At 47.5% G+C, this 16663-nt stretch carries 15 protein-coding genes; 6 read left to right on the forward strand and 9 right to left on the reverse strand.

All coding sequences use genetic code 11. From position 1 onward, the window contains the following. Nucleotides 1-3 precede the first annotated feature (3 nt). Nucleotides 4-2649 carry a hypothetical protein gene (locus AC58QD_RS24260; protein ID WP_497337596.1) on the forward strand — a complete coding sequence of 882 codons (2646 nt, stop codon included), beginning with the start codon at nucleotides 4-6 and terminating at the stop codon, nucleotides 2647-2649. Nucleotides 2650-2741: 92 nt separating this feature from the next. Here AC58QD_RS24260 and AC58QD_RS24265 read toward each other — a convergent pair whose 3' ends face one another. The 4 genes from AC58QD_RS24265 to AC58QD_RS24280 are packed head-to-tail and all read right to left on the reverse strand — an operon-like array spanning nucleotide 2742 to nucleotide 6954. Beyond that, nucleotides 2742-2966, reverse strand: coding sequence for a hypothetical protein (locus AC58QD_RS24265; RefSeq protein ID WP_497337597.1), 225 nt, complete (start codon nucleotides 2964-2966; stop codon nucleotides 2742-2744). After that, on the reverse strand, nucleotides 2966-4192 hold the full coding sequence (locus AC58QD_RS24270; protein ID WP_497337599.1) for a Ger(x)C family spore germination protein: 1227 nt from the start codon (nucleotides 4190-4192) through the stop codon (nucleotides 2966-2968). The genes AC58QD_RS24265 and AC58QD_RS24270 overlap by 1 nt, the downstream gene beginning before the upstream one ends. A gap of 25 nt (nucleotides 4193-4217) precedes the next feature. Beyond that, complete coding sequence (locus AC58QD_RS24275) at nucleotides 4218-5822, reverse strand: spore germination protein (protein WP_497337600.1); 1605 nt, start codon at nucleotides 5820-5822, stop codon at nucleotides 4218-4220. Nucleotides 5823-5859: 37 nt separating this feature from the next. Continuing rightward, nucleotides 5860-6954 (reverse strand): GerAB/ArcD/ProY family transporter, encoded by a 1095-nt coding sequence (locus AC58QD_RS24280; RefSeq protein ID WP_497337601.1) that lies wholly within the window; start codon nucleotides 6952-6954, stop codon nucleotides 5860-5862. 443 nt (nucleotides 6955-7397) lie between these two features. Between AC58QD_RS24280 and AC58QD_RS24285 the strand changes: the two genes are divergently transcribed. Beyond that, a complete protein-coding gene (locus tag AC58QD_RS24285; RefSeq protein WP_497337602.1) occupies nucleotides 7398-8705 on the forward strand; it encodes an ABC transporter substrate-binding protein in 1308 nt (435 codons plus the stop codon). A 17-nt stretch (nucleotides 8706-8722) separates the two neighbouring features. After that, entirely contained in the window at nucleotides 8723-9016 is a 294-nt protein-coding gene (locus tag AC58QD_RS24290) for a DinB family protein (RefSeq protein ID WP_497337603.1), read from the forward strand. 79 nt (nucleotides 9017-9095) lie between these two features. On the opposite strand, the gene AC58QD_RS24295 is transcribed toward AC58QD_RS24290, so the two are convergent. Next, complete coding sequence (locus AC58QD_RS24295) at nucleotides 9096-10358, reverse strand: serpin family protein (protein ID WP_497337604.1); 1263 nt, start codon at nucleotides 10356-10358, stop codon at nucleotides 9096-9098. 164 nt (nucleotides 10359-10522) lie between these two features. Here AC58QD_RS24295 and AC58QD_RS24300 point away from each other — a divergent pair, with 164 nt between their 5' ends. Continuing rightward, nucleotides 10523-11194 (forward strand): GNAT family N-acetyltransferase, encoded by a 672-nt coding sequence (locus AC58QD_RS24300; protein ID WP_497337605.1) that lies wholly within the window; start codon nucleotides 10523-10525, stop codon nucleotides 11192-11194. Between the two features lie 118 nt (nucleotides 11195-11312). Beyond that, on the forward strand, nucleotides 11313-11492 hold the full coding sequence (locus tag AC58QD_RS24305; protein WP_497337606.1) for a hypothetical protein: 180 nt from the start codon (nucleotides 11313-11315) through the stop codon (nucleotides 11490-11492). A gap of 148 nt (nucleotides 11493-11640) precedes the next feature. On the opposite strand, the gene AC58QD_RS24310 is transcribed toward AC58QD_RS24305, so the two are convergent. Genes AC58QD_RS24310 through AC58QD_RS24325 form a run of 4 tightly spaced genes read right to left on the reverse strand, consistent with a single transcriptional unit; the run spans nucleotide 11641 to nucleotide 16050 of the window. Next, nucleotides 11641-11931: a DUF3817 domain-containing protein gene (locus AC58QD_RS24310; protein WP_497337607.1), complete on the reverse strand. Its 291-nt coding sequence runs from the start codon at nucleotides 11929-11931 to the stop codon at nucleotides 11641-11643. Nucleotides 11932-11989: 58 nt separating this feature from the next. Next, a complete protein-coding gene (locus AC58QD_RS24315) occupies nucleotides 11990-13843 on the reverse strand; it encodes an ABC transporter ATP-binding protein (protein ID WP_497337608.1) in 1854 nt (617 codons plus the stop codon). Then, nucleotides 13836-15575, reverse strand: a complete 1740-nt coding sequence (locus AC58QD_RS24320; RefSeq protein ID WP_497337609.1) for an ABC transporter ATP-binding protein — start codon at nucleotides 15573-15575, stop codon at nucleotides 13836-13838. Before AC58QD_RS24320 ends, AC58QD_RS24315 begins: the two co-directional genes overlap by 8 nt. A 25-nt stretch (nucleotides 15576-15600) precedes the next feature. Then, on the reverse strand, nucleotides 15601-16050 hold the full coding sequence (locus AC58QD_RS24325) for a MarR family winged helix-turn-helix transcriptional regulator (protein WP_497337610.1): 450 nt from the start codon (nucleotides 16048-16050) through the stop codon (nucleotides 15601-15603). Nucleotides 16051-16216: 166 nt separating this feature from the next. Between AC58QD_RS24325 and AC58QD_RS24330 the strand changes: the two genes are divergently transcribed. After that, on the forward strand, nucleotides 16217-16441 hold the full coding sequence (locus AC58QD_RS24330; RefSeq protein ID WP_497337611.1) for a hypothetical protein: 225 nt from the start codon (nucleotides 16217-16219) through the stop codon (nucleotides 16439-16441). The last annotated feature ends 222 nt before the right edge of the window (nucleotides 16442-16663 follow it).

Consider the following 16663-nt stretch of genomic DNA (forward strand, 5'->3'; position numbering starts at 1 on the left):
CAGATGATAAGTGAACGAATACTGAGCGAGTTTCCGGAGAGCTCCGATCTCTTCCCGGTTCCGCTGCCGCATTTCCCAACTGTTCAACAGGCGGTAATTTGGCGTAATTGGGAGATGGTCCCTGTTGAGAGGTTGGCATCTTTGCTTGGCACTTCAAACGAGAAGGTGCTCGAGCTGGGTGAACAATTAGGCTTGCCTGTTCCTCCTGTTATTAATCCGCACTGGTTAACAAGAGGGTACATCACTATTATTAAGGCGAATTGGCATCTGCTCCCCTTCCGTCAGTTGCTTGAATTACTGGATTGGAACGAATCGAAGATGGGATTTGCCTTGAAGGAAGACGACTTTCTGTGGATCAAGCTCGGTCGGGTGAAGCCAGCTCTAAATCCTGTAAAGTACGAGCCGCTGACGACAGGGCAGCAGAAGGAAACCGCACAGCTTAGGGATCGTTTGCAGAAGCATTTTCCTAATGATCAAAGGGGGCGAACTGAAGAGGCTTTCAGCTTCCTGAAACCTGCCGCTGCTTACAATCCTGGTGTTGTCCATCTAGAGGCTCCTGGTCCAGGGATGACTGTATTGGACAACACTTGGGAGATTGCTGTATACGGATTAACGGAAAGGAGTGCCCGCTTCGCTGAGAGGTTTACCTGCAAACACGAAGCGCGTTGGGGCCATACAATTCCAGTTGTTACTTACCCTGCAACGGAGGCAACGCCTGCATACGGGAACAAACAGTTGCAGCTTGCCGTCATTCAGGTCGAGGAGCAGAACATCCCGGCTGAAAGCCATTGGATCGACATTGGTCCTGCGCACATAAGCATCAAAGCGGTCGATGAAGTCGGCCTGCTGCGGGGCTTGCATTTTCTTCAGCACATGATGGAGCGCAGCCGCGCGCCTTATTTGCAACAGGGTACTTACAATCGCACCACACGCTTCGATCTTCGTTATGTGTATTCCTATTTCGGCATTTATGGAGATCCGCTGCTCGAAACGGAGATGGACCCTTATCCGGATGAGCTGTTGGAGCGATTATCCGAGCAGGGCGTCAATGGGGTTTGGCTGCAGGCGGTGCTTTATCAGCTCGTTCCATTCAAGCCTCAGCCTGAGCTGTCAGAAGGATGGGAACGGCGATTGGAAGGGCTGCGGCGTCTGGCAAGCAGAGCTGCTGAATACGGGATTGGCATTTATCTATATTATAATGAGCCTCGTGCTATGCCCCTTTCTTTCTTCGATCGTTATCCCGAGTGGAAGGGACATACCGCTCAGGAATATGCAACTCTGTGCACATCGCATCCTGATGTCCAGAGCTACCTGCGGAACAGCACGGCTCGCTTGTTCCAGGAGGTTCCCGAGTTGGCGGGTCTGTTCACGATTACGATGTCGGAGAATCTAACGAACTGCTACTCCACTGCTTACATGGGGAAGACAAACTGCCCTCGATGTGCGAGCCGCCAGCCAGATGAGGTGGTTGCGGAGGTTAACCGGTTGATCACGGAGGGAGCCAAGAGTGCAAAGCCTAGCGCAAGGATAATAGGCTGGACGTGGGGATGGACCGGGACCTTTAATTGGGATGAGGCCACTGTCGAGCGGGCTATCCATGCCCTGCCGGATACGATGGAGCTGATGTGCGTAAGCGAGGATGAGATACCGACCCATATCGGCGGAGTACCGGGGATATTGAGGGACTATTCCGTATCCATTGTAGGACCGGGCACCAAGTCGATCCGTTCCTGGGAGACGGCAAGAAATAGGGGAATGGGGACAATTGCCAAGGTGCAACTCAACACCTCCTGGGAATGCTCAGCCGTTCCTTACCTTCCCGTTGTGAATCTGGTTGCGGAGCATCTGGAGGGTTTGGTTCAATCAGGTGTGAACGGGCTAATGTTGAGCTGGACGCTTGGCGGATATCCTTCGTATTTGCTAGAGATGGCAGCCGAAGTGTATTGGGGAGACGCCGAGCACGAAGGACTGTCACGAAGATTGATGCAGGGTAAAGCGGAGGAAATGGCCGGTCCTGAAACCGTGCCGCTAATTCTGAATGCATGGAAGATATTCAGTGAGGCGTTCAAACATTTTCCATTCGATGTTACCGTTCTATATTCGGGACCTCACAATGTAGGACCCGGGAATCTCCTGTATGCTGAACCGACTGGCTACAGCGCAACCATGGTGTGTTTCCCCTACGATGACTTAACGCACTGGCGTGGAATCTATCCTGTTGACGTCTACGAGGAGCAGCTGCGCCTGCTGGCGGAAGGTTGGCAGGCGGGCATGGAAGCTATGGATCAGGCTGTGGCGGAAGCTTCCAAGCAGGGTGCAGTCTCACATGCTTTGCTTGATATAAGGGATGTCGCCATGGCCGCCAATTGTCATTTCCGCAGCTCCTATCTACAGACTAGGTTTGTCCAGCTTCGTTCAGAATGGGAGCAAGTGGGGAAGGGGCCGGTACGATTGGAGCTGTCCCAACAGCTTGAAGCGGTTCTCCGTGAGGAGATCAACCTTGCCAAGCACCTGTATGAGCTCGTATGCCGCGATTCGCGAATTGGATATGAAGCGAGCAACCATTATTACTACACGCCTCGCTCCCTTCAGGAGAAAGTATTAAACGTTGAGAAAATGCTTGAGATGTTCGTCGGGAGCTGTTCGTGAGGTAAATTCGATCGTTGCAGAGGAAAGTATTAACTTTGAGCGCGATCGTGTTCAATAGGGCGGGTTAAGGGGGGTCGCATTGAAACCATCTATTAACCCGCTTTCAATAATGAACCTAATGGTTTGAATATCGCTTCCAATCCCTTGGATGGATTCGGAAGAGGGACATGGAGCACAATTAAAACGCTTAAAATTAGCCCTGTTGCCATGAACATAGAGTACACGGCCAGATCTTTTTTCTGGTTCTTGTTTAGCAAGGCGGGCACATCCCATCCGGCCAACACCAGAAAGAAGATTACAATCATGAAAATTTTCATTATTTGATAAACTCCTTTTCTTCCCATGTCAGTGATTTGTTCGTAAGACCGGTACGAACCACCTTCACGTGGGAAGTAATTTTCACTTCTAAATTAGGGAATTCCTGATCCCATCGGTTTTTAAACTGCTTCTTCCACTCTTTAGGATAGGAACGATATACTGCAAGGCCAAACCCGAATATGTCTGATTTGTATTGCTTTTGAGCCTTGTCGAGCACTAGTTGTAATCTTTCTGTAATATCATCCCTCAGCTTCTCTTCGACATATTGAATGACCTGGGGATTGCTAAGATCCAGTTTGGAACTATTCTCATACAGATCGTCTTCCGCAAGAACTTCAACTTCCATTTCCACTTTGTTATTTTTCATTATGGGTTTCAATTTTGTATTTGCCTTTAATACTTTTAAGCTTATTTTTCCGCCTCCCATTTCTTTCGGAATGTTCACCGTGACCACTGCATCTTTTATTTCATTGCGCAGCCACATCCCGCCTCTTGCCTCCTTATCATTCATCCAACCGATCAATTTATCTTTGTGGAACACGGCTGCCCCTGTAATGCCAATGCTTCTTTCTAACTTGTGTGATGAATGCTCGCTTACAGAATCGCTCTTGTTCATTACCTCCGAATACTTCGGTCCCACTTTAGCTGCAATCGGCTCCACGCCATCAACTAGCAGCATATCTACAAAGTCCTTTAAATAAATGGACATCCCGATTTGCATCTTCTCTTCTTCTTGAATTTCCTCGGCCGATATTTTTTCCCATTTCGGAGGTATGTTCAATATGTCTGCTGCTTCTCCCGTTGTGAACAATATAAAGCTGTGCAGTCGAGCTTCGCGGTATCTCGAATAAAAATCAAGAATCGGCGAAACGCCATCCCGTGCCATTTTTTCTCCGATAATAATAATCCGGCTGTGAGAAAAGAACAGTTTGCGAGGCAACTTCTCCTGAAGTCTGCGGGCAGCGTCCAACACCGTTTCTCCCTTCTCTGAAACGGTAACGGTTGATTTTTTTTCCCCGCCAACTCCACCACTGCCTCCGCCACTGATCTGTCCCAGCATCCTCGGAATGGCAATCTGCAATGCCAAACGGATTGAGCCGTCTTCCATCTTATCTATAGCTGTTGCGGTCACGATCGAAAGATCATTCACCTCTACCCGGCTCCAACAGCCTGTTATAAGTGGTATCATGACGATGATCAGCAGCAGCATTGTTTTCTTTCTCATCAACCTCATCCTTCACATGGACAAACTACTCGTTGTGTTTTGGGGGGCGGGGGCGCAACCCTTTCTTCATACGCTGAGGATTGTTTTTCCCGGTTTGTTTTGGGCGTTCAATCATACCCCACCAAGGGACCCGTACAAGAACATCTTTCAGATCACTGAATTGTAAAGGAGCGAGGGGTGACAAATAGGGGACACCGAACGAACTAAGTCTTGCCATATGGATCAGAATCATTAACATTCCCAACAACACTCCATATAACCCTAATGTTCCGGCAAAGAACATCATCGGGAAACGAAGCAGGCGGATGGCGATGGATTGGGAAAAGCTTGGAAACGTAAACGAGGCAATACCCGTTATCGATACGACGATAACCATCGGTGCGGAAACAAGTCCTGCCTGTACCGCGGCTTGTCCGATCACCAGTGCCCCGACAATGCTTACCGCTTGTCCAACCGGACGCGGCAGGCGAACACCTGCTTCCCGCAATCCTTCGAAAGTAATTTCCATAAGTAATGCTTCGATAACAGCCGGAAACGGTACCGGTTCCCGGGAAGCGGCAATACTGAGCAGCAACGTTTCTGGAAGCATTTCTTGATGAAAGGTTAATACGGCAATATAGAGGGAGGGCAATAGCAAGGCGGTCAGTACAAACATATAGCGGAGCCAGCGGACTGCCGTCGAAACTATATAACGCTGATAGTAATCTTCGCTTGCCTGCATCATCTCAAAAAAAGTGATCGGTGCAATTAGTGCAAAGGGGGTATTATCAATAATAATCCCAACTTTTCCTTCTAATAAATGGCCAACCACTTTATCAGGACGCTCTGTATTCTGCACCTGGGGAAATATAGAATAGGGATCATCCTCAATCAATTCCTCAATATATCCGCTTTCTAGAATAGCATCGATATCTATACGGCTTAATCTGTCCCGAACTTCCGTTACAATGGCATCATCCACGATGCCATCCAAGTAGGTAATGACAATATCGGTTTTTGACAACCGTCCTACCTTCAAAGCTTCCATTTTTAATTGAGGCGTTTTCAACCTTCTGCGAATCAAACTTGTATTGGTTCGCAGATTTTCCGTAAATCCTTCCCTTGGACCCCTAATAACGGCTTCCGTAGCGGGTTCTTCCACAGCTCGCTTGTCCCATTCTTTGGCACTGATGAAAAGGGCGGCTTCCGTTCCTTCCACCAATAAAACGGTATCTCCGGACAGAACGTGGTCAACAATTTCTTGAATGTTCTCTCCCCGACGGATCTGTGCTGTGGAAATCACTTGATCCTTCAGCAGTTTTTCCAGTTCTTTCAATTGAATTTTGGATGGGGCAGACATCCGATTCCCATAATCCATTAGGGGCTTCATAACGCCTTCATCAATTATTTGCGTGTTGACAAGGCCGTCCACAAAGAAGAGGGCCGCTTTTTGAATATGGCCGATTAGAAATTCCCGATACACGATATCGGAAGACCGGTCAAATATCGTTTTCAATTGTTGGACATCCCTTAAAAGATTTCCGCTAAGTGGCGCGCAACTTATCGATTCCTGATTGTTGAAGAGTGATTGTTTGTGATGACGATTGGAAGTTAATCGATGCTTTACCCAACCCAGTAACCCTTTTCTCATTTCGACACCCCTCCTCGTGCTTAGAAATATCGCGATGCTATCTTCCGTCCAATCGCCTTATTTTTGCAACAATCAGCATCAAAAGCGGGAGCAAGATCTCAAAAGGTATAGCATAAAAGGGCCAAATCGTAGAGGCGAATACAGCTTGTTCGGCACTATTCTTATATACGGTCAGAGAGAAAATAAGCAATAGAATGCCGACAGGAGTCACAATGGGCCGATAATCGGAAAGGTTAAACCATTGGGCAATCCCGACTGCAGCACAATAATAGCAAACGGCTATTTTAACAAAATTAGATGATATCCACAGTAACATTCCAAAAGCATCCAAGTTAGTAAGGAAATTAGCCATATCGATACTCTGAATAACAGATTGAACCGGGAAGTTCAATCGCGAAGCGATGGAAGGACCTAGTATAAGTATGGTCAGCAATACGCTGATAGAAAGAAAAATACCGCCTAGAAATATGGCGGCCATATAGGCCTTTTTCAGTTTCTGCACATTGCTTATATTGGGCAAAAGCATAGCGAACAAAATGGTTTCGCCAAATGGGAATGAAACAACAGGGATAGAACCTTTCAGAATTGGCATTACTCCATCGCCCATAACCGGTCTAAGGTTTTCCCACTTAAAGTCCTTAAGCAATAAAATGATAATAAGAATTACGATCGCTTCTCGAAAAGGAAGTATAGCTTCGTTCACTCGTCCAAGTGTTGTAATTCCTCCTCGAATGGCATAGGCAATTACCGCTAAAAATGCTCCGATTATGACAATCAAAGGTGTTCCTGGCAACGATACTAACGCCACATAATCACTGGAATTCCGAATAACAAGAGTTCCTAGATGCAAGGAAAACCATATGTACAGAAGACCTACAAGTTTTCCGACCCATTTCCCTAAGATGGTTTCGCTATATTGAATGATGGTCTGCTTCGGAAACATAAGTCCTAGCGTGGTAAATATTAGAACGATTCCCATGCCTGATACAGTGGCTACAAGGACTGAAATCCAACCGTCCTGTTTAGCTAAGGAAGCAACAGTAGACGGTATCATTAAAATTGCACTTCCCATGAGAAAAGAAAACATCAAAAAACTTGCCTGACGAGCGTTGATCTTTCCTTTATCCAGCATTGGGGTCCTCCTGATTAAACTTATTAAAAATCTTTTCCTTCTTAGGTTTTATTTAAACCTTATATTTTCACGCTAGACCTTAGTAGTAACTTTGTTAGAAATCGTTGATTTGTTTTATTTGCAGCGGAAAAGTTTGCACCTGTGATGGGATTGAGCACTGCTGATACGCAATCGATCTGAAAAACGCCCGGACGGGTTTTATTAATTCTGAATTGACATATTACATATTATATATTATATTAATGATATTATAAAAAATGTATTATCGTTATTCCAACTATTGTCCAAGTACCGTCCCTTTGTGTTTGCACCTGCTAGTTGGAAGCGCTTCAAATGACCGGAGGTGATGAAAGCGGGCGGAAAGCCGGTTACGGCTGTCGAATTTCGCGATGTCGAATAGGAAACGGAACGTGCAAGTTAAAAAACCAAGTGGGGTGATTATTTTGGCAAGGAAACGGATATTCATCGGTTTTATTATAGGTTTGATAGTCATGGCAACAGCCGCTTGCAGCGGCCAAACGAAAGTGGAAACGAAAGTGGAAACGAAGGAAGAAGCGGTTATCAAGAATGATCCTGTTACGGTAAAATTGGCTGCCCATAAAGGCTTCTTGTCCGATGAAGAGCTGAGTCAGTTTGCCGCCGCCGTCACAAAGAAATATCCGCACATTACGATACAAAGAACGGATACCTCGGTAGAGGGCAGCAAAGTGCCGGAATTGGTAGCATCCGGAAACATCCCCGATCTTATAATGGAAGCTCCGCTGAACATATTGCCGTTTCAGGAGCTGGGGCTTTATTACAATATGGAGGAACTGATCAAGAAGCATAAATTCGACCTGGCTCGTATTCAACCGGAGTATTTGGAGTCGATCAAGGTGGGCAGCTTCTCCGAGCAGTTGGTCGGCTTGCCTGTTTATAATAACGGGTTCGGGTTATTTTACAATAAGGATTTGTTCGACCGGTTCGGGGTTTCTTACCCGAAGGACGGCATGACGTGGGAAGAAATACGGAGCTTGGCCGTTAAGCTGACCAGGAATGAGAATGGAGTCCCTTACATCGGCTTGCACCCGAACAGCGTATACTGGGGGGCATATCAATTGGGCTTGCCTTTCATTGATACCGTTAACAACAAATCCGTTTTTCAGTCGCAAGGCTGGAAAGATCTTTTTCAATTTTGGTACCGCTTGCAACAATTGTCCAGCGACGGCGTGACGCCCAAAACGATCGCAGCCATCAAAGGCTTTCAGGACGGTCAGGTTGCCATGACAATGGGGTACACCGCACTATTGCCGGCAATGGTGAAGATTAAAACCTTGAATTGGGATGTCGTCACCTATCCGGTCAATCCCGCTGTGCCCGGCGTCGGTCAGCGCGTCGATTCCTACAACCTTGTAATGACGGCCCAGAGTAAAAATAAAGATGCCGCCTTCCAAGTCATCGAGGTGATTTTATCCGATGAAGTACAGACGATGATCTCCAGAAACGGCAAACTATCGGTCCTCAAGGACCGGAAAATCCAAGATCAATTCGGACAGAACAACGCGGATTACCAGAATAAAAATGTAGTCGCTTTGACTAAACCGAAGCTCGCTGTCGTAAAACCGTTTAAGTTCGCTTTCCCGCAGAACCCCGCAACGATGATCGATCTGGCGTTCAGTGAGGTCCTCCATTCGGGCAAAGATATCAATACGGCATTGCGGGAAGCGGAAGAGAAGATGAATGCGGCTATTCAGACGATCCTCAAAAAATAAAGGCAAGGATAAGGATCGTGGCTGAATGCTGCGATCCTTCGTCAGCATCGGCCGTGGGTAGACGACCGACGAGCAGGCGCAAGGCGGTTGTAAGTTTATTAGAAGCTGTACGTTCGCAATGGACCGATGAGTGGCTGATGGAATCCTGCGATATGTGGGGGGAGCAGTGGAAATATGGATTGACCTTGTCGTTATTCGTCAGGCACGAAGTTCACCATCGCGGTCAGTTGACGATTCTGATGCGTCAAGCAGGGCTTCCGATAACCGGCGTATACGGTCCTACCAAGGAAGAGTGGGCTCATACTGGTTAGGAAGCACCGATGTAAATAGTAGCGGGACCGCTTAGAAGGGGTCCCGCTTGTAGTTCTTTACTGCAATCTGCCCGATCGATCAGAGCTGAGGATTCGATATGGAGCCGATAAACAGGATTGAACCCGTCTTCTGTTCATGTATGACGAAAAGGAAGGGACGGTTGATGTCCATCAGGAATCCGGTTGGCGTTATAGCCGATGTTGTTCTGACCTCTACGCTAGTAACTGCTGCAGCTTCCGTTCCTTTTTCATCCATATGTACATACGTTTTGTGCTTCACATCGCTGATGAAAGCTTGTGCAGGAGGAGTCAGCAGAGCGCTGAAATCAGCTTTGTGTTCGTCGAATGCTTGGGTCATCCCTAGGGCTTGTAACGATTTTTTCACAGAGGTCTCGTACTCCAGCTTGAATCTAGGCAAAATAACTTTTCCCTGCTGCTCCTTCAGGCTGCTGGACAGCTTAACCCATTCCTCGCTAGTGAGTAGTTCACCCAGGTCTGCCAGCTTCATCCCCTCATCAGGCAATAACACAACCATTCCCGTATTGCCGTCCCCGTACGGCAGACGAACGGCTTTGTACCCGTCCCGATCCGCATAATGGAAGCTGCCTTGGCGAGCCATCATAGATCGATTCTGCTTGGTTCCGTCCTTCAAGGTGAAAGGTAGATCGGAGGTAGATACTTTCTCGAACGGAATCGTCCAGTCGCCTTTGAAGTACACGGCGTTCAAGAGAAACATAACAGAAGCCTGATTAATAGGGCTTTGTACGATCTTCTCAATTTTACCTTTGGTCTCCTTTTCAACCCATTTGTTTATAGTATCTGCTGCTTTCTTGTCATTGAAATCTAATACTGATGTCTCGGCGTCGTAATAATCTTTGTTTGTCTGCAGGAAAGCTTGCTCGAACTTCATACCCTTGCGCGCCCATATGGAATTAGCGATAGCCAGTTGAACTTTAGGGTCCGCATTTTCTAATTCTTCTTGCAGCTTCTGGGCAGCAGTGTTGATGTCGACAGGGGCCAAATTATTCAAGTGCATCGCCTTAGCCATTCCATCTCTTGTAGGCCCAACAGCTCCGTTCATAGTCATCGACAAGGCAATAGCAACGCTTGAGGGAGACATGAATAGGTTGCCGCTTGGCTCGGTTGCTGCCATAGCTCGATAAAGATCGAAGCCAAACGCATTGTATGCTTGCGCTAACTCAATGTCTGCATTGGTAGGTGTATAAGGGCCTGTGCTTTTTTGGGTGGGCTGGCATCCTGCCAGAAGCAACACACTGGAAAGGCTGACGATCGTAACCATTCGAGTTATAGTTGCGCGTATCGGAGTAACGCCTATATTCATAGTAGTCAAGCTCCCCTCAATAAATTTCGATAACCTATAGACGTTGTAAAAAAGGACTAGGTTGCACATATGGCGGGGTCGCACTTGACTTGTTCAGAAGCTTTGCTATAATCGCTCCATATCGTATGAATAATGAGCCGATTTAGTAGAAACGAGGGATACAAATGGATTATGTACAGATCACGAGCATTGAAGATCATAATTTTACAGCGATGCACCGTTTAATGGGACAGGTGTTCCCAGCAGAGGAAGTGCTGGAAGCGAGTGCGTGGGCTGAACCGCTAAAGGATCCTGGCATTCGGGTATTTGTTGCCGTTCATGAAGGAGAAGTAGTAGGGGCGACAGAGTACCGCTTTTATCCAGATATGCAAGTCGCGATGACTGATTTCACGATCATTGGTCGAGAGGGGCTTGGAATCGGACCCTTTCTAGCTCGTAACAGACAGCAGGATTTGTTCCGCATTGTAGAGGACAGCGGCAGTCAGTTAATTGGAATGTTCGCAGAGATTTACAATCCTTATCTGATTGAGAATCATAGCTTCGGGGGAATCAAACCGATGGATCCGTTCGTAAGAAGAGAAGTGTTAGCACATCTCGGTTACCGTAAGCTTGATTTTCCGTATGTTCATCCGTCTTGGCAGCAGGATGGGGAGGGCGTTCATGAGCTGGACCTGTGTTTCCTGGCCTATAAGGAGAACCTTGCCGAATTGCCTGCAGCGCTTGTAAGTCAATTTCTGCGTACCTACTATACCGTCTTGGTGCATAAGCCAGAAGCCTGGTTCGAGATGATTCGCCAATTGGAATTACGCTCGACGGTTGCACTCCTACCCATTTGATCCTAGACATCACAGGTACTTGCTGCTAATCTCTCTTCTAATCATGAATATCAACCTGATCATTGTCGTATACTACCTTTTGGCATGGATAAAATGATCAAAGTGAGGTAGAAGCAGCATGTCCAACAAATACAACAATAGCAAGCATGATCCGGATAATAACACGCAGAATCCGCCAGCCAATGACATTGGAGAGCATAGGAATGGGCGTCTGAGTCCGATCAAGAACAGCAATCCTGCGGGTGAAGGTCCAGAGAACGAATATTTGGACGAGCTCGATGATATTCATTCCGATTAATTGCAATTCCACTAGGCCGACTCTGACATGAACCAGAGTCGGCTTTTTTGGTGCATGGCGGAATCATACAAAAAGCGCTGATTAGCCTGCTAGGGCTTCTCAACGCTTTTTGTACAATATATTAGACTGCCTTGCACACTGCTGATCGCTACATTTTCCGAAGTAACTTTCTCTCCAGAATAAAATTCCCAAACGGGATTATCGAGGCAACTAATGCAAACAGCACCTTCTGGATGGACCAACGGTGAACAAAAGTAACATTTGCTACTGCAATCAAATACAGAACGAACAACAGACCGTGCAACGCACCCGTGAAACTGACGGCTTCCGGAATGTCGGCCCAATATTTAAGCGGCATTGCGATCACTAGAAGAACAATGTACGACAGCCCTTCTATTAATGCGATTATGCTAAGCCGACCGATTGAAGTTTTGAGCATGAGGATGCCCTCCCTGGGAAAATGAAAATAGAACACTATCTTATCATTATAGCCCAGATTAGATGACTCTTTGAAACTGAGTTGTGTACAAATCATGATAATAGCCGCGTTGCTCGAGCAATTGACGATGAGTACCGCGTTCAATGATTTGGCCGCCGTTAATAACGAGAATCAGGTCGGCATCTCGAATAGTACTGAGCCGGTGGGCAATCACGAAGCTTGTTCTTCCTTGCATCAGCGATTGCATCGCTTCCTGTATGTGCATCTCTGTTCGCGTATCCACGCTGCTCGTTGCCTCATCTAGGATGAGGATGGCCGGATCAGCCAGAATCGCTCTCGCGATCGTAAGCAGCTGTCGCTGACCATGACTCAGATTGCCGCCCTCTTCCGTAAGCTGAGTGCCGTATCCTTGAGGCAGCTTACGGATGAAGCTGTCCGCATTGGCTAGCGCGGCTGCACGCTCGATCTCGGCGTCTGAAGCATCAAGCCGGCCGTACCTAATGTTCTCTCGAATCGTATCGGAGAACAGGTAGGCGTCCTGCAACACGATGCCAAGCCGATTGCGCAGACTGTTCTTGTCGAACATGCGAATATCGGTCCCGTCGATCAGGATTGAGCCATCATCGATCTCATAGAATCGGGTTAACAGGTTAACGATGGTTGTTTTACCCGCGCCAGTAGGGCCTACCAGGGCTATCGTTTGGCCAGGCTTTACGTGTAGGTTCACATCCTTAAGGATGGGCACCCCAGGCTTGTAGCTGAAAGACACATCCTGGAACGTCACTTCCCCTCGGACCTGTTCAAGCTGCTTCGAGGTTGTGTTATGGCGATGCTCCGATTCAATATCCATCACCTCAAATACACGTTCAGCCCCGGCGATAGCCGATTGAATCATATTGAATTGGTTGGCAAGTTCGTTGATGGGACGGCCGAATTGCTTCGAATAGCTTAGGAAGCTTACAATAACTCCGATTGTTGTCAGGGCGTGGAATGCCATCCAACCGCCGACGGCGGCAATCAGGGCAAAGCTGAGATTGTTCACGACGTTCATAATCGGAATAATGGCTCCTGACAATGTCTGGGCTCGCATTCCAACATGGCGCAGCTTCACGTTAATAGTGTCGAATTGTTCGATTGTTTTTTGCTCACGCCGGAATACCTGGACCACTTTCTGGCCAGCAACGGTTTCCTCGATAAAGCCGTTCAGCTCTCCAAGCTGCTGCTGCTGTCCTTTGAAGTGGAGTCGGGTACGAGCAGAGATTTTGCCTGTAATAAGGATAACTAAAGGAATCGTTACTAAAGTAAGCAAGGTTAGCCAAATATTGAGCAGCAGCATCATGGTCAGTGCTCCAGTCAACGTTAGAACGCTTGTCATAAGCTGAGAGACGCTCTGGTTCAATGTATTGGAGACGGTGTCCATATCGTTAGTAGTCCGGCTCATCAGTTCACCATGCCTCTTGCTGTCGAAGTAGGGAAGGGGCAAGTTCTGCAGCTGGTCGAATAACTCCCTTCGCATATGAAGGACCGTTCTCTGAGCGACTGCTGCCATAATATAGGATTGCAGCCATTGGGCAATGGCCCCGATTACGTAAATAACCAAGAGAATAAGACTGACCCGCAGCAGCCCGTCATAGTCGCGCGGAATAATGTAACGATCGAATGATATTCCGAGCAAATAAGGTCCTGTCAGGGTAGCGGCTGAGCTGAGGGCAGTCAATATAGCTACGGCAAGAAGTCCAGCGCGTTGCACCTTCAAGTAGCCCCATATTCGCTTCAATGTAGCAGTCCCATTCTTAGCTCTGGATGGAATCATCATGCCGCGAGCGGCGGCACCCATAGGCATTCCCATTGCGGGGCCGGGATGACCTGGCGGTGTGGTATTACTCGTGCGTCTGGTGTTCTGCTCAGCCATTGGCCGCTTCCTCCTCTCCGAGCTGGGATGAATAAATGTCTCGATACACATCACTGTCAATCATTAACTGATCATGTGTTCCTTCTGCTACAACGCGTCCTTCCTCTAATACTAATATTTGGTCAGCCTCCATAACGGATGAGATACGTTGAGCGATTATAATATTGGTGCTCGATTGCATCAATCGCTTAAGAGCTTGTTGGATACGGTATTCCGTCCCGAGATCAACTGCGCTCGTGCTGTCATCGAGAATGAGGATCTTCGGACGGACGAGCAGGGCGCGGGCAATCGAGATGCGCTGCTTCTGACCGCCAGATAAGTTGATGCCCCTTTGACCAATTATAGTTTCGTAGCCGTCCGGCATGCCAGTTATAAAGGAGTGAGCCTGAGCCGCCTCGGCAGCTTGCTCAATCTCCTCTTGTGTTGCCTCAGGCTTGCCGAAGGCTATATTCTCCCGAATCGTTCCGGTGAACAGAATCGCTTCCTGCAGCACAACTCCAATCTGGCTGCGCAGATGGTCGAGACCAATCTGACGTATATCGATGCCGTCGATCAAGACGCGTCCCTCGGTCGGATCGTAAAACCGCGGGATTAAGCTAACTAGCGTTGACTTGCCAGAGCCCGTCGCTCCTAAGATTGCAACCGTGCGTCCCGGTTCGGCTGAGAAAGAGATATCCTGCAGCACGGGCTCTCCCTTATGACCAAAGTAAGTATAAGAAACTTGGTCGAATAGCACTCGCCCAGACTGGATCGTATTGGTAACTTCTGAGAGAGAGGGACTAACAATCTCGGATTCCGTGTTCAGCACTTCTTGTACGCGATCCGCAGAAGCTTTTGCTCGAGAGACGAATACCATCATCATGGCTACAAGGGACAAAGAGAACAGAACGGTTGTCACGTAGTTGATGAAAGCGATCAGATCTCCCAGCTGGATGGAGCCCTGCCACTCAAGATTGCCGCCGAACCACAATACAGCTACGATGCTGGCATTCATGATGAGCGACATAATCGGCATATTAAGCGATACGATACGAGCTGCTTTGATGGCGGTATTCATATAATCTTCGTTCGACTTGGCGAATCGCTTGTTCTCGAATTTGGTTCTTACGAATGCTTTTACAACTCGAATCCCGGCTAAATTTTCTTGCAACACAATATTGACGTTATCCAGCTTTTGTTGAACTTTAGTGTACATAGGGAAGGCAATGCGAAGTAGAATGAACATCGAGATGAATAGCAAGGGCACGACAATAGCAAGAACAATGGCCAGTCGAGGACTAATCATAAAAGCCATTATACAGCTGCCAATTGCGAGAAGAGGGGCTCTGGTAAGAATACGCATCGTCATCTGTACAAGTGTCTGGATCTGCACGACATCATTCGTTAGGCGAGTGATGAGCGAACCGGTCTTAAGCTTGTCGAGATTATTGAAAGAGAACGACTGCACCTTCTGGAATAAGCTCTTCCTAAGATCAGCAGCAAAGCTCTGAGAGGCAATACTGGTGAATACAATACTCCCGATGCCTCCGAGCAGGCCGACTAAAGACAATCCAATCATGTATAGTCCAACTTTTTGTATATGAGCAAGGTCTCCGGTCAGAACCCCGTCGTTAATAATACTAGCCATCAATAACGGCTGCATTAGATCCATGATAACTTCGACAAGGAGGAATAGGGGAGCGACTGTAACAACTTTCCAATAGGGCTTCAAATATTTGAACAATTTCCACATGGCAGCATTAGCACCTCGATTCCAGTTATCGTTCAGGCGGTACGAATCGATTCAAATTCGCTTGCATACGTTGCAGGTATTGCAGAAGTATGACCTTCTCTTCATCATCAAATCCATCAAAGCACTGTGTCTCACTGATTCTCAAAGCTTTCCTTACTTCCTCAAGAGTCACTCTGCCCTTGTCCGTGAGAAATACCCTTGACTTCCTTTGATCTTTAGGATCAGGACGGCGTTGGAGCAGCTTGTTCTTCTCCATACGCTTCAGCATAACCGTAACGGTTGCTGGAGTAATACGCAGCTTCTCGGCTAATTCGCTCTGCGTTTGCCCGTCTTCCCGAGATAGTGCGAACAGCAGAGGAGGCTGTCCTTGGTGGACATCCTGGTCGCGGAGCATCAGGTGAGTGTTGTAATGATGCAGCTTTACGGTCTGGGAGAGCATATAAGTGAGTGATTCTGCCGGACGATTGTTATTCATACTATTCCTCCTGCGCTGTGCATTTAGTTAGTCGCCTAATTATTAGAGTATGCGCTTTCAAGGCAGCTGTCAAGATGGGATGATAAAAGGGTGCGCCAAATCAAGGTGGTGAAAATAGGCTAAATAAGATACACTACAGAGTAACGTAATCGGATGAGGTGATAGTATGACAGACGAAATCAAGCCTGACTTGGATCAAGAGGATGCTGCTTCTGAATCGGGGGAGCCTAGAAAAATCTCACTCGCGGAAGCGATGAAAAAGAAGCTGGCCGAGAAGAAACAAGCGCATCTGGCCAGTCAAAAACAGAAGCATGGACCTAGCGGCAATCAGAAGATGAAGAGCCAGCTGACAAAAAAGCCGAACAATCAAAAGAAACGGACAGGCGTATAGGGAAATTGCAAAAAAGGTTGTTTCCAACACAGGAATGCAAGACTGTGCTTGGGACAACCTTTTTTTGTGACATGGGTGGGTATGAGAACCTAACTCCCTACAGAAAACGTCAAACAGGAAGGGCAGGAAGGCGGAGCGGAAAAGCGTCAGCGGTCGCCTTTGCACTTGAATTCTCACCACTAAAAACATGATCAAAAGAATTGAAGTGCAACAGCGATTGGA

This window comes from Paenibacillus sp. J2R1T-4 (assembly GCF_059692235.1).

Bases quoted from the DNA above. Each gene is read 5' to 3' on its own strand.
- AC58QD_RS24260 (WP_497337596.1), top strand. From the start codon at position 4: ATGATAAGTGAACGAATACTGAGCGAGTTTCCGGAGAGCTCCGATCTC.
- AC58QD_RS24265 (WP_497337597.1), bottom strand. From the start codon at position 2,966: ATGAAAATTTTCATGATTGTAATCTTCTTTCTGGTGTTGGCCGGATGG.
- AC58QD_RS24270 (WP_497337599.1), bottom strand. From the start codon at position 4,192: ATGAGAAAGAAAACAATGCTGCTGCTGATCATCGTCATGATACCACTT.
- AC58QD_RS24275 (WP_497337600.1), bottom strand. From the start codon at position 5,822: ATGAGAAAAGGGTTACTGGGTTGGGTAAAGCATCGATTAACTTCCAAT.
- AC58QD_RS24280 (WP_497337601.1), bottom strand. From the start codon at position 6,954: ATGCTGGATAAAGGAAAGATCAACGCTCGTCAGGCAAGTTTTTTGATG.
- AC58QD_RS24295 (WP_497337604.1), bottom strand. From the start codon at position 10,358: ATGAATATAGGCGTTACTCCGATACGCGCAACTATAACTCGAATGGTT.
- AC58QD_RS24300 (WP_497337605.1), top strand. From the start codon at position 10,523: ATGGATTATGTACAGATCACGAGCATTGAAGATCATAATTTTACAGCG.
- AC58QD_RS24305 (WP_497337606.1), top strand. From the start codon at position 11,313: ATGTCCAACAAATACAACAATAGCAAGCATGATCCGGATAATAACACG.
- AC58QD_RS24310 (WP_497337607.1), bottom strand. From the start codon at position 11,931: ATGCTCAAAACTTCAATCGGTCGGCTTAGCATAATCGCATTAATAGAA.
- AC58QD_RS24315 (WP_497337608.1), bottom strand. From the start codon at position 13,843: ATGGCTGAGCAGAACACCAGACGCACGAGTAATACCACACCGCCAGGT.
- AC58QD_RS24320 (WP_497337609.1), bottom strand. From the start codon at position 15,575: ATGTGGAAATTGTTCAAATATTTGAAGCCCTATTGGAAAGTTGTTACA.
- AC58QD_RS24325 (WP_497337610.1), bottom strand. From the start codon at position 16,050: ATGAATAACAATCGTCCGGCAGAATCACTCACTTATATGCTCTCCCAG.
- AC58QD_RS24330 (WP_497337611.1), top strand. From the start codon at position 16,217: ATGACAGACGAAATCAAGCCTGACTTGGATCAAGAGGATGCTGCTTCT.